This is a genomic window from Streptomyces sp. NPDC016469, assembly GCF_040632905.1.
GTDB lineage: Bacteria > Actinomycetota > Actinomycetes > Streptomycetales > Streptomycetaceae > Streptomyces.
In genome coordinates this window covers 1-11,944 of sequence record NZ_JBEYCQ010000038.1, presented here as the reverse complement: position 1 = coordinate 11,944, position 11,944 = coordinate 1, and the positions used below count along the sequence as shown (strand labels likewise).

13 protein-coding genes are annotated in these 11,944 nt (G+C 74.1%); 7 read left to right on the top strand and 6 right to left on the bottom strand.

The genetic code is table 11. The features are described from left to right. Window positions 1-13: 13 nt before the first annotated feature. Window positions 14-1,933: an NAD-binding protein gene (locus ABZ565_RS30950; protein ID WP_361034181.1), complete on the top strand. Its 1,920-nt coding sequence runs from the start codon at window positions 14-16 to the stop codon at window positions 1,931-1,933. A 33-nt stretch (window positions 1,934-1,966) separates the two neighbouring features. Here ABZ565_RS30950 and ABZ565_RS30945 read toward each other — a convergent pair whose 3' ends face one another. After that, window positions 1,967-2,365: a VOC family protein gene (locus ABZ565_RS30945; RefSeq protein WP_361034178.1), complete on the bottom strand. Its 399-nt coding sequence runs from the start codon at window positions 2,363-2,365 to the stop codon at window positions 1,967-1,969. Between the two features lie 179 nt (window positions 2,366-2,544). Between ABZ565_RS30945 and ABZ565_RS30940 the strand changes: the two genes are divergently transcribed. The 3 genes from ABZ565_RS30940 to ABZ565_RS30930 all read left to right on the top strand — a co-directional run bounded on the left by ABZ565_RS30940 (window position 2,545) and on the right by ABZ565_RS30930 (window position 4,799). Beyond that, entirely contained in the window at window positions 2,545-3,624 is a 1,080-nt protein-coding gene (locus ABZ565_RS30940; RefSeq protein ID WP_361034175.1) for an LLM class flavin-dependent oxidoreductase, read from the top strand. Window positions 3,625-3,626: 2 nt separating this feature from the next. Further along, on the top strand, window positions 3,627-4,280 hold the full coding sequence (locus ABZ565_RS30935; RefSeq protein WP_361034172.1) for an FMN reductase: 654 nt from the start codon (window positions 3,627-3,629) through the stop codon (window positions 4,278-4,280). 96 nt (window positions 4,281-4,376) lie between these two features. After that, complete coding sequence (locus tag ABZ565_RS30930; protein WP_361034169.1) at window positions 4,377-4,799, top strand: universal stress protein; 423 nt, start codon at window positions 4,377-4,379, stop codon at window positions 4,797-4,799. Between the two features lie 63 nt (window positions 4,800-4,862). Here the strand turns inward: ABZ565_RS30930 and ABZ565_RS30925 are convergent, their stop codons facing one another. Then, complete coding sequence (locus ABZ565_RS30925) at window positions 4,863-5,990, bottom strand: MerR family transcriptional regulator (RefSeq protein WP_361034166.1); 1,128 nt, start codon at window positions 5,988-5,990, stop codon at window positions 4,863-4,865. Between the two features lie 92 nt (window positions 5,991-6,082). After that, window positions 6,083-6,481 (bottom strand): hypothetical protein, encoded by a 399-nt coding sequence (locus tag ABZ565_RS30920; RefSeq protein WP_361034163.1) that lies wholly within the window; start codon window positions 6,479-6,481, stop codon window positions 6,083-6,085. Window positions 6,482-6,602: 121 nt separating this feature from the next. Here ABZ565_RS30920 and ABZ565_RS30915 point away from each other — a divergent pair, with 121 nt between their 5' ends. Then, window positions 6,603-7,493, top strand: coding sequence for a hypothetical protein (locus tag ABZ565_RS30915; RefSeq protein WP_361034160.1), 891 nt, complete (start codon window positions 6,603-6,605; stop codon window positions 7,491-7,493). 43 nt (window positions 7,494-7,536) lie between these two features. Continuing rightward, window positions 7,537-8,490 (top strand): NADP-dependent oxidoreductase, encoded by a 954-nt coding sequence (locus ABZ565_RS30910; RefSeq protein ID WP_361034157.1) that lies wholly within the window; start codon window positions 7,537-7,539, stop codon window positions 8,488-8,490. A 15-nt stretch (window positions 8,491-8,505) separates the two neighbouring features. On the opposite strand, the gene ABZ565_RS30905 is transcribed toward ABZ565_RS30910, so the two are convergent. Continuing rightward, window positions 8,506-8,913 (bottom strand): S4 domain-containing protein, encoded by a 408-nt coding sequence (locus tag ABZ565_RS30905; protein WP_361034154.1) that lies wholly within the window; start codon window positions 8,911-8,913, stop codon window positions 8,506-8,508. Between the two features lie 267 nt (window positions 8,914-9,180). Here ABZ565_RS30905 and ABZ565_RS30900 point away from each other — a divergent pair, with 267 nt between their 5' ends. Next, window positions 9,181-10,557: a VWA domain-containing protein gene (locus ABZ565_RS30900; protein ID WP_361034151.1), complete on the top strand. Its 1,377-nt coding sequence runs from the start codon at window positions 9,181-9,183 to the stop codon at window positions 10,555-10,557. Here the strand turns inward: ABZ565_RS30900 and ABZ565_RS30895 are convergent. Together ABZ565_RS30895 and ABZ565_RS30890 are read right to left on the bottom strand one after the other, a co-directional pair. Further along, on the bottom strand, window positions 10,506-11,702 hold the full coding sequence (locus tag ABZ565_RS30895) for a HAMP domain-containing sensor histidine kinase (protein WP_361034148.1): 1,197 nt from the start codon (window positions 11,700-11,702) through the stop codon (window positions 10,506-10,508). The genes ABZ565_RS30900 and ABZ565_RS30895 overlap by 52 nt on opposite strands. After that, the coding region (locus tag ABZ565_RS30890; RefSeq protein ID WP_361034145.1) for a winged helix-turn-helix domain-containing protein at window positions 11,699-11,944 on the bottom strand (246 nt) is incomplete at its 5' end. The genes ABZ565_RS30890 and ABZ565_RS30895, both read right to left, overlap by 4 nt.

Sequence of the window (11,944 nt, the reverse complement as noted above, 5' to 3'; positions counted from 1 at the left end):
AAGGGAGCAAGGCATGCTGGGACACGTGTCCTTCCCCCAGCAACCCCAACCCTCCCCGTTCACCGGCCACATGGTCGTCTGCGGGGACGACGCGCTCGCCCAGCGGCTCGCCGTGGAGCTGCGGTACGTCTACGGGGAACGGGTCACCCTCGTCGTGCCGCCGGAGCGGGGTGCGGTCAGGCCGGACGAGCCGCTGAACGGGCGCGGGCGGGCCGCCGCGCTGTTCGGGCGGATGGCGTCCGCGATGAACCGCAACGGCGGTGGGCTGCCGCACGGTTCGGACGGGGACACCAACGCCGGCGTCGAGGCGGTGCGCATCCTCCAGGCGGCCGAGCCGTCGGACGAGTCGCTGGCGGAGGCGGGCATCGCCCGGGCGTCGGCGGTCGCCCTCGTCTACGACGACGACGAGCGCAACATCCGCGCGGCGCTGACCGCACGCCGGCTCAACCCCCGTGTCCGGCTGGTGATCCGGCTCTACAACCGGAAGCTGGGCCAGCATCTGGAGACCCTGCTCGACCAGGCGGCGGCCGTCGCGTCCCCCGGGCTCGACCCGGCCGCGATCGACGCCTCCACCACGGTGTTGTCCGACGCCGACACCGCCGCGCCCGCCCTCGCGGCCACCGCGCTCGCCGGATCGACGCGGGTGATCCGGGCGGAGGGCCTGTTCCTGCGGGCGGCCGAGCGCACGCCGCCCCGGGGCGGCCAGGTCGCCGATCCGGGCCTGTGCACCCTGGCCCTGCTCTCCTCCACCACGCACGACCCGGCGGGCGCCGAGGGCTCCGACAGCAGCGGCGCGGAGGGGCCGCAACTGCTGCCCGGGCCGGCGGAGATCGCCGCCGCGACCGGGCGCGGCACGGTCGTCCTGGAGGCCGTCACGCAGTCGGGCCCGGCCGCCCCGAAGCCCCGGATGAGCGGGCGGAGCGCGCCGCTCAGCCAGTTCTTCTCGCGGCGGCTGCGGTGGTCGGCACTGGGCGTCGGGCTCGCGGTGCTCGGGCTCGCGGTGGCGTCCTCGTTCACCACCGGCGACCATCCGCTGCACGCGGCCTACCTCACCCTGCTCGACCTGTTCGCGATGGGCGACCCGGCGATCGGTGAGCCCACCGCCCGCCAGGTGATCCAGATCCTGTCCGGCATCGCGGGCCTGATGCTGCTGCCGCTGCTGGTGGCCGGTGTGCTGGAGGCGTTCGGCTCGCTGCGCAGCGCCTCCTCGCTGCGGCGGCCGCCGCGCGGGCTCTCCGGGCACGTGGTGCTGCTCGGCCTCGGCAAGATCGGTACCCGGGTCCTGGTGCACCTGCGGGAGCTGGGCATCCCGGTGGTCTGCGTGGAGGAGGACCCGGACGCGCGGGGCATCCCCCTCGCCCGGCGGCTGCACGTGCCGGTCGTGCTCGGCGATGTCACGGACGAGGGGGTCCTGGAGGCGGCCAAGATCGGCCGCTCGCGCGGGCTCCTCGCGCTGACCAGCGCCGACACGACGAACCTGGAGGCGGCGCTGTACGCCAGGTCGCTGAAGCCCAGCCTGCGGGTGACGGTCCGCCTCTTCGACGACGAGTTCGCCACGGCGGTCTACCGCACGCTGCGCACGGCGCACCCGCAGGCGATCACCCGCTCCCGCTCGGTCTCCCACCTGGCGGGCCCCTCCTTCGCGGTCGCGATGATGGGCCGGCAGATCCTGGGCGCGATCCCGGTCGAACGCAAGGTGCTCCTGTTCGCGTCGGTGGAGGTCGGCGGCCACCCCCAGCTGGAGGGCCGCACCGTCGACCAGGCGTTCCGCGAGGGCGCGTGGCGCGTCCTGGCCCTGGACGTGGCCCCGGGCTCCCTCGTCTGGAACATCCACCCGGGGTACGTGCTGCGGCCCACGGACCGCGTGATCATCGCGGCGACGCGCCGGGGCCTGGCGGAGCTGCTGGGGCGGCGAGCGCTCACGCGCCGCTGAGGCCCGTTGCCGGGTGCTCCGGGCTGGACGGGGTTACGGCCGCCAGGCCCGGCGGCACAGGACCAGCCGGTACCCGTCCGGGTCCTCCACCGTCACCCCCCACTCGTTCCAGTACGGGTTCGGGGAGGACACCCTCGTACCGCCGCAGGCGAGCAGCCGGGCGACCAGGTCGTCCGGAACCGGCCCGTCCAGGTACAGGACGAGCAGGTCCTCCTCGGTGGGCCGGGGGTCGACCGGTCCCCGCGTCAGCTCCAGATGCCAGGGGCCACCGGGATGCCCCACCATGAGAAGGTCATGCGTTCCCGGCTCCCGCCCCGCGTCCGCGCGGAAGAGGACCGTCAGCCCCAGCCCCTCCACCCAGAACCGTTCGGCGGCGCCGAGATCGCGGGAGGGGCGGGCGAGGCGGACATGCGTCTCGGCGGTGAATGACACGGGCGTCCCTTCGTCGGGCGGCGCGTGGCCGCGTTGCCGCAGCGTATGAGGGCCACCGGGCGGCGCGCATCGGCCATCGGTCCTGGTCCCGGGGAAGGAATACCCCGCCCCCACCCCCCGTTGTACGATGCGTCCAGTTAGTTCAACGTTCAACCACCACCGACCAGGAGGCGGACGCCATGCAGTTCGGGATCTTCACCGTCGGGGACGTCACCACCGACCCCACCACCGGTACGACGCCGAGCGAGCACGAGCGGATCAAGGCCACCGTCGCCATCGCGCGGAAGGCCGAGGAGGTCGGGCTCGACGTCTTCGCGACCGGTGAGCACCACAACCCGCCGTTCGTCCCCTCGTCACCGACCACCACGCTCGGCTACATCGCGGCGCAGACGAAGAACATCGTCCTGTCGACCTCGACCACGCTGATCACGACCAACGACCCGGTGAAGATCGCCGAGGACTACGCGACGCTCCAGCACCTCGCCGACGGCCGCGTGGACCTGATGATGGGACGCGGGAACACCGGCCCGGTCTACCCGTGGTTCGGCAAGGACATCCGCCAGGGCATCCCGCTCGCCATCGAGAACTACGCCCTGCTGCACAAGCTGTGGCGGGAGGACGTCGTGGACTGGGAGGGCAAGTTCCGTACGCCGCTCCAGTCGTTCACCGCGACTCCGCGCCCCCTGGACGGCGTGCCGCCGTTCGTCTGGCACGGCTCCATCCGCTCCCCGGAGATCGCCGAGCAGGCCGCGTACTACGGCGACGGCTTCTTCCACAACAACATCTTCTGGCCCATGGAGCACACGAAGAAGATGGTGCACCTGTACCGCCAGCGGTACGCGCACTACGGCCACGGCACCGCCGAGCAGGCGATCGTCGGCCTCGGCGGCCAGGTGTTCATGCGGAAGAACTCCCAGGACGCGGTACGCGAGTTCCGCCCGTACTTCGACAACGCGCCGGTCTACGGCCACGGGCCCTCGATGGAGGACTTCACGCGGCAGACGCCGCTGACCGTGGGCTCGCCCCAGGAGGTCATCGAGCGGACGCTGGGCTTCCGGGACGCGGTCGGCGACTACCAGCGCCAGTTGTTCCTGATGGACCACGCGGGACTGCCGCTGAAGACCGTGCTGGAGCAGCTGGACATCCTCGGCGAGGAGGTCGTCCCCGTGCTGCGCAAGGAGTTCGCCGCCCTGCGCCCGGCCGGGGTCCCCGAGACCGCGCCGCTGCACCCCGCCTACGCCGCCACGAAGGAGAGCTGACCGTGTTCGCCACCGAACCCGTGAGGATCGTCGCCGTATCGGCCGGGCTCAGCAACCCGTCCTCGACCCGGCTGCTGGCCGACCGGCTGGCCGCCGCCACCCGGGAGCGCCTCGATGCCGGGCAGGACCGCCCGGTCGACGTCCGGGTGATCGAACTGCGCGACCTGGCCGCGGACATCGCGAGCCACCTGGTGTCCGGCTTCCCGCCGCCCGCCCTGGAGGACGCGCTCGCCGCGGTGACGGGCGCGGACGGGCTGATCGCGGTCACGCCGGTGTTCACCGCCTCGTACAGCGGTCTGTTCAAGTCGTTCTTCGACCTGGTCGAGAACACCGCGCTGACCGGCAAGCCCGTGCTCGTCGCCGCGACCGGCGGCACGCCCCGGCACTCGCTGGTCCTGGAGCACGCGATGCGCCCGCTCTTCGCCTACCTGCGTGCCGTCACGCTGCCGACCTCGGTCTACGCGGCGTCGGAGGACTGGGGCGCGTCCGGCGACGAGTACACCGAGGGCCTGCCCGCCCGCATCCGGCGTGCGGGCGGGGAGCTGGCCGACGCCGTCACGGGCGGCCGCGCGGTCTCCGGCGCGTCCCGGACCCCCGGGCTGGACGACGAGGTGGTCCCCTTCGAGCAGCAGCTCGCGGCACTCCGCCCGGCCTGACCGGACCTGCGGAGATCGCCGTTTCGCCCGTTTTGACTAGAGTCGTACGGGAACAGGTGACCCGAGCACAACCGCAGAACCCAGCTGGAGGCAGAGATGGGCAGGATCGTGGTGGGCGTCGACGGCTCCGAGTCGTCGGTCAAGGCACTGCACTGGGCCGTACGCCAGGCAGAGCTGACCGGTGACACGGTGGAGGCCGTCAACAGCTGGGAGTACCCCGCTACCAGCTGGGCGTCGATGATGCCGGGCCTCCCGGAGGACTTCGACCCCCAGGCCATGGCCACCGTGTCGCTCACCGAGACGCTGGAGGAGGCGCTGGGCGCCCAGGCCGCCGCCGCCGTCAGCAAGGTCGTCGTGATCGGCAACCCGGCACAGGCCCTGCTCGACCGGGCCGAGGGCGCGAACCTGCTGGTCGTGGGCGCGCGCGGGTACAGCGGCTTCAAGGCGACCCTGCTCGGGTCGGTCAGCCTGCACGTCACCCAGCACGCCTCGTGCCCGGTGACCGTCGTCCGCACCTGACCGGCACGACCGGTACGGCGGGAGGGCCCCGCACCACGCGTGGTGCGGGGCCCTCCCGCGTACTCACAGCTCCACGACGTCCGCCACCGCACACGCCACGTTGTCCGGCGCGCCGGCCGCCTCCGCCAGCTCGATCAGCGCGCCCACGGCGGTGGCCGGCCCGTCCGCCGCGGCCAGCACCCGTGCCAGCTCCGCGCCGTCGACCACCGCCGAGAGCCCGTCCGAGCAGAGCAGGTAGCGGTCGCCGGGCAGCGCGTCCCGGACGTCCACATCGGGCCCGCCGTATGGGCCGTCACCGGACAGCACCTTGAGGAGCATCGCGCGCTGCGGGTGCGAGAACGCCTCCTCCTCCGTCAGCGAACCGTCGTCGATCATCGACTGGACCAGGCTGTGGTCGTGCGTGATCCGGAACAGCTCGCCCCCGCGCAGCAGATAGGCCCGCGAGTCCCCGATGTGCACCAGCCCCAGCCGCGAGCCCGTCCACATCATCGCCGTGAGCGTCGTGCCCGACTCCTCCGGCGCCCCGCCCCCGCCGTCCCCCGCCACCGCGTCCCGCACCGCGAGCGCCGCCCGCTCCGCCGCGTCGTGCAGGGTGTTCAGCAGCTCCGCCGCCGGCACCGCGCCCGGCGCCAGCGGCTTCAGGGCCTCGATCGCGGCCGTGCTGGCCCCCGCCCCGCCCGCGCCGAACCCGTCGGCGACCGCGAGCAGCCGGGCCCCGGCGTAGACCGCGTCCTGGTTGGTCTCGCGCACCGCGCCCGTGTCCGTCCGGGCCGCGTAGCGGATTCCGAGTGTGCCCACCGATGTCATGACGTCCTCCGTCGACAGCTGGTCGATGAGGAAGGCCGCGAGGTCACGGCGGGCCGCCGTCTCCGCCTCGACGCGCGCCCAGTACGCCCGGATCGCCGCGGCGGCCGCGCCTGAGTCCAGCGCGATCACCTCCCTGATCCGGGCGAGCGGCATCCCGATCCGGCGCAGCCAGGCCACCAGCCGGGCCGCCCGCACCTGCGCCGGGTCGTAGTACCGGTAGCCGTTCACCGGGTCGACCAGGGCCGGCGGGAGCAGGCCGAGCTCGTCGTAGCGGCGCAGCGCCTTCGCGGAGAGCCGGGACAGCCGGGCGAACGCCCCGATCGTCACCAGCTCCGCGCCGGGGCCCCGCCCCTGCCCGTACTCCGTCACCGCACGCCTCCTCATACCGGGCGGACTCCCCGCCCCGGCACACTCGATCCTTGGCCTTCCCCCATGGAGAAGGTCAAGGACCGAGGACGTGCGGGTGGGCGCGGGCGTCACTCCCGCGTGTAGAAGTAGTAGTACGCGGCGAGCAGTCCGCCGAGTCCGAGGATCAGCCCGATCACCGACGCCGACAGGATGCTCGCACCGGAGAGGCTGTAGAGGAAGCCGATCGAACCGCCGGTCAGCACCCCGTACGCGGCGGCCCGCAGCTCGCGCGGCAGCCGGTTCTGGATCCGGCCGAGACCGAAGCAGAGCACCGCGAGCACGGCGCCTGAGACCAGTCCGAGGGCGAGCCGGGTGCCCGTGAGGACCCCGCCGCCGCGGACGATGGCGGTCGCGTAGCAGCCCATGATCAGGCCGAGCGCGACCGGGATCGCCCAGCTGAGGACCGGGCGGTGCCGGGCGGGTGTCGCATGCCTCCCGCGTGCCGGCACCGAAGCGTGTGCGGCCATGGCAGAGAGCTCCTTCCGTCACCCCCGCTTTCCCTCCAGAGCACACCTGGTCGGGCCGCCCGGCAACTCGGATGGCCCACGGTCCGGGGCGTCCCGGCGCCATCCGGGATTCCCTGGAGGGGTGCGGACGTATCTCTCGGTGGCCCTGTCGGCGGTACTGCTGGTGCTGCTGGCCGTCCTGGTGCCGCTGAGCGCGCTGTCCGCCTGGGTCGACCTGGAGATCGACGACACGGACCGTTACGTGTCCGCCGTCGCCCCGCTCGCCGACGACCCGGAGGTGCAGGGCACCGTGGCCGATCTGATCACCGACGGCGCGATGAAGCAGATCGACGTCGGGCCGCTCCAGGACACCGTGCGCGAGTTCCTGCACCAGGCCGTGCGGTCCTTCACCACCACGGACGCCTTCCAGGACGCCTGGACCGCCGCCAACCGCACCGCGCACGAGACGGTCACCGCCGCACTGGACGGGCAGAGCGGCGAGAGCGTCACGATCGACCTGGCACCCGTCACCGAGCAGGTGAAGCAGAACCTGGTGGACAACGGGGTGCCGTTCGCCGATCAGATCCCCGTCCAGCACACCGACATCCAGCTGGTCTCCGCCGACCGTGCGGACCAGCTGCGGCAGAGCTTCCGGTGGCTGCGCTCCGCCAGTGTGTGGCCGGCCGTCGGCACGCTCGTCTTCGCGCTGCTCGCCATCGCGCTCGCCTGGACGCGCGGCGGACCCGGCCGCCGGCCCCGCGCCCTGGCCGCGCTGGCCGGCACCGCCGTGACGGGCGCGGGCTTCGCGCTCGGCGCGCTGGTGCTGCGCGGAGCGCTGGCGCTCGCCCGCGACCGGGTGCTCGACGAGGTGCCGGACAGCGACACCGGCGCCGCCGCGGCCGTCTACGACGCGCTGACCTCCTCGCTGCGCACCACGGTGTGGATCGTCTTCGGCCTGGGCCTGGCCGTCGCGGTGTGCGCGGTGGCGGCCCGGATCTGGGCCCAGCGGGTGCTGCCGGCGCCGGCGGAATGACGCGGCCGCTCCCGCCGGAGCGGCACGACTGGGAGGTGTACGGATGCGAGCCATCGCCGTCAGCGCGCTGCGGGGCGACCCGGTGCTGGTCGAGCTGCCCAAGCCGGAGCCACGGCCCGGCGAGGTCCGGGTGCGGGTCCAGTACGCGTCGCTCAACCCGCTGGACTGGCAGGTCGCGGACGGCTCGGCCGGTGAACTCGCCCCGGCGCCCCGGACCTTCCCGTTCGTCGTCGGCGTGGACTACGCGGGCCGCGTCGACATGATCGGCGGCGGCGAGAACCGCTTCCGGGTGGGGGACCGGGTCTTCGGGCGGGCGGGCGTGGCCGACGCGTGCGGCTCGTACGGGGAGTACCTGTGCGTGCCGCAGGACTCCGCCATCGCCCTCGTCCCGCGTGGCCTCGACGCCCGGGCCGCCGCCGCGCTGCCGTCCGCCGGGATGGCCGCCGCGCAGATCCTGGAGGCGGTGGCGCTGCGCGGCCACGAGACCCTGCTGGTCGTCGGGGCGGCGGGCGGGGTCGGCTGCTGTCTGACCCAGCTCGCCCGGGCCCGCGATGTCCGCGTGATCGCGGCGGTGCGCGGTGACGAGCGGTCCAGGATGGGGTCGTTGGGCGCCGCCGCCTCGGTCGACCTCACGGACGGCCCGCCCGCCGAGGCGCTGCGGAGGGCCTGCCCGGACGGCATCGACGCGCTGGCCGACCTGGCGTCGGCGGCCCCGGACGCGTTCGCGGCGCACGCGGCGGCGGTCCGGCCGGGCGGCATCGCGCTCTCCACCCGGGGCGCCGCCGCCGGGGCCCGGCTGCCCGAGGGCGTCAGGGGCGTCGACTTCCGTCTCGATCCGAGCCCGGTCCTGCTCGACGTACTGGCGGCGGGCGCGGCGGACGGCATCCTGCGCGTGCCGGTCGACGCCGAACTGCCGTTGGAGGAGGCGCCGTCGGCCCTGGCGCGCAACCGGGCGGGCGGGGCGCGCGGCAAGACGGTGATCGCGCTGCACCGCTGACGCGCGGGACGCCGGCTACTCCGTCGGGCCGGGGTCCATTCCGCGCAGCCGGTCCATCTCGCGGCGGTCCCGCTTCGTCGGCCTCCCCGCGCCCCGGTCGCGTACCGGGACCTGGATCGCGGCCTCGCGCGGCGGCGGGGGCGGGCTGTTGTCGATGAAGCACTCGGCGGCCACCGGCGGGCCCACCCGCTTCTTCACCAGCTTCGACACGACGACGATCCGGTCCCGGCCCGCGTGGCGGAGCCGTACCTCGTCACCGACGCGCACCGACTGCGCGGGCTTGGCGCGTTCGCCCGCGACCTTCACATGACCCGCACGGCAGGCGGCAGCGGCCTGCGCCCGGGTCTTCGTGAGCCGGACCGACCAGATCCAGACATCGACCCGGACACTGCCCTCCGTCTGCGGAGCCTCACCCGAAACCATGCGTCCGACTGTATGCGGTGGTCCCGGCCGGTACGTTCCCGCGTCAACTCGACGCCTACGCGGTGCAGGTGAAGTGGGGGCGCCGTGAACGGCCGTACGGAGCCTCAGGACTCGGTCCGGGCTCGGTTCGCTCTCGGTTGTCCCACATGCGGGCCGTGCCGCCGAACGGCCTTATCCGGCCGCTAACCTTACGTATCCGCCCTGGCCAGGGATCAATTCCCGCAGTACGGACATTCATCGCACCCAACTCACGCGAAAGGCTCGCCCATGGGCATTCGGAGCTTGCTGCGCAAGGTGTTCGGCCGTGACCGCACGGACCAGGACGACCCGACGACGGCCACGGTCCCGCCCCAGGGCGAGCACTCGAGTGCCACGGGGCCGGAGCCGGCGGCGGAGGACGAGGCGCCGGTCAGGATCTCGGTGCCCGCCCCCGCGTCGTCGGACGAGGACACGAAGGCGTCGGACGAGGACGCCAAGGCGTCGGACCTGGTGGCCGCGGCCTTCGACAACCCGCCCACACCCACGGTCCCGGCCCAGGGCAAGGGCCCGGACGCGGTGGAGCCGGAGGCGCCCGAGGCCGAGACCCCGGTGGCGGCCGCCGAGGCGGAGGCCCCCGACCCGGTGGCGCCGGAGGCGGTGGCCGAGACCCCGGCGCCCGTCGTGGAGCCGGAGCCGGTCGCGGAGACCGTCGCCGAGCCGGAGCCGGTCGCGAAGACCGTCGCCCCCGTCGCGGAGCCGGAGGTACCGAAGCCGGCCGTCGAGCCCATCGCGGCCCCCGAGCCGGTCGTGGCCACGGAGGCCCCCGAGCCGGAGCCGGTCATCGCGAGCGAGGCCCCACAGCCGGAGCCGGTGGCCGAAGCGGCCCCGATCGTGGCCCCCGAGCCGAAGGCGGCCGCCGCCCCCGCGCCGATCACCATCGACATGGATCCGGAGCCCGAGGCGGCCACGGCAGCCCCGGCCGCCCCCGGCAAGCCCGCGCTCACCCTCGCCAAGGTCAAGGCGCGGGCGCCCGAGCTGGCGGGGGCGTACAAGGCGGCGCAGGCCGGGCTGAAGGCGCACGGGCTGACCGGGCTGCGCGCCACCGTCTACCTGGTCCTGGACCGCTCCGGCTCCATGCGCCCGTTCTACAAGGACGGCAGCGCCCAGCACCTGGGCGACCGCACGCTCGCGCTCGCCGCCCACCTGGACGAGAGCGCCACCGTGCAGGTCGTGTTCTTCTCGACCGACATCGACGGCACCGGCACGGTGGAGCTGGACGGCCACGAGGGCCGGATCGACGCGCTCAACGCGGACCTCGGCCGGCTCGGCCGGACGAACTACCACCGCGCGGTCGAGGAGGTCGTCGCGCACTACGAGAAGTCCGGGGCGACCGGCCCCGCGCTGGTGGTCTTCCAGACGGACGGGCCGCCGGACGTCCGGCAGGCCGCCCGCCAGGCGCTCGACGCGGCGGCCCGGCTGCCGCTGTTCTTCCAGTTCGTCGCGTTCGGCGAGAAGGACGCCAAGGGCTTCGACTTCCTGCGGAAGCTGGACGCCCCGAACACCGGCTTCTTCCACGCCGGCCCCGCCCCCCGCGAGGTGCCGGACACCACGTTCTACCGCGAGCTGCTGGCCGCGCTCCCCGCGTGGGTGGCCACGCGTTCCTGAGACGCCGGCAGGCGTACGGTCACGGCGAGCCCGCCCCCGGGGCCCGGCACCGCCGTGACCGTACCGTCGTGGGCCAGCGCGATGGACCGGACGATCGACAGGCCGAGCCCCGAGCCCGGCCCCATCCGGTCCTTGCCCTCGCCCCGGCGGAACGGCTCGAACAGCCCGGGGATGTCCGCCGCGTCCACCACGGGACCGGTGTTGCGGACCTCCAGCAGGACCCCGCCGCCGGCCGGGAGCACCGACACATCGACGCTTCCGCCGGGCACGTTGTACGTCACCGCGTTGGCCAGCAGGTTCGCCACCAGCTGGGCCAGCAGCAGCCGGTTCCCGCGCACCGGGCAGGGCCGGGTGTCGAGCCGGACGCCCGGATGCCGGTCCGCCTCCTCCGCCACCACCCGGGCCAGGTCCACCGGTTCCCGCTCGCTCTTGTCGAGCCCTCGCTCGCTGCGGGCCAGGACGAGCAGGCCGTCGATGAGCCGTTCGCTGCGCCGGTTGTTGTCCAGGAGCGTCTGCCGGGTGCGGACGAGGTCCTCCGGCGTCGGGTCGTCCAGGCCGATCTGGATCGCCGCGCGCTGGGTGGCCAGCGGGGTACGCAGTTCGTGCGAGGCGTTGGCGATGAACCGCCGCTGGCCGTCGAAGGCCCGCTCCAGCCGTGCCAGCAGCGCGTCGAGCGTGTCGCCCAGCTCCTTCAGCTCGTCGTCGGGCCCGCTGGAGGCGATCCGCTCGTGGAGCGTGTGCGCGGAGAGCTTGCGCGCCTTGGCGGTCATCACGTGGACGGGCCTCAGGACCCGCCCCGCCGTCCACCAGCCGACGCCCACCGCGCAGGCCGTCATCACCAGCAGCGCGGCGGCGGACCAGATGAGCAGCTGGTGGCCGGCCGCGTCGCTGACATGGTCGGTGAGGTCGTAGACGGACGGCGGGCCGAGCCGGCGGCGGCTGGCGAGCGGACCGTTGACCGCGTAGCCCGGCTGGACCACGACGGCGGTGTCCGCGATGGCACGCGCCTGCGAGTCCGTACCGGCGCGGGAGGCCAGATTGACCGTGGCCAGCAGGGCCGCGCCGAGGACCAGGAAGACCCCGCCGTAGACGAGGGCGATGCGGGTCCTGACCGTGAAGTGCGGCAGCCGGGCCGGGCGCCTCACAGCGCGTACCCCACGCCCTGGACGGTGCGGATCACGGCCGGCTCCCCGAGCTTGCTCCGCAGCTTGCTCATGCAGACCCGGACGGCACCGGTGAAGGGGTCGGCGTTGGCGTCCCAGGCCCGTTCCAGCAGCTCCTCCGCGCTGACTGTCCCGCCGTCGGCCTCCAGGAGCAGCTGGAGCACGGTGAACTCCTTCGGTGACAGATCCAGGTCCCGCCCGTCCCGGGTCGCCGACCGCCGTAC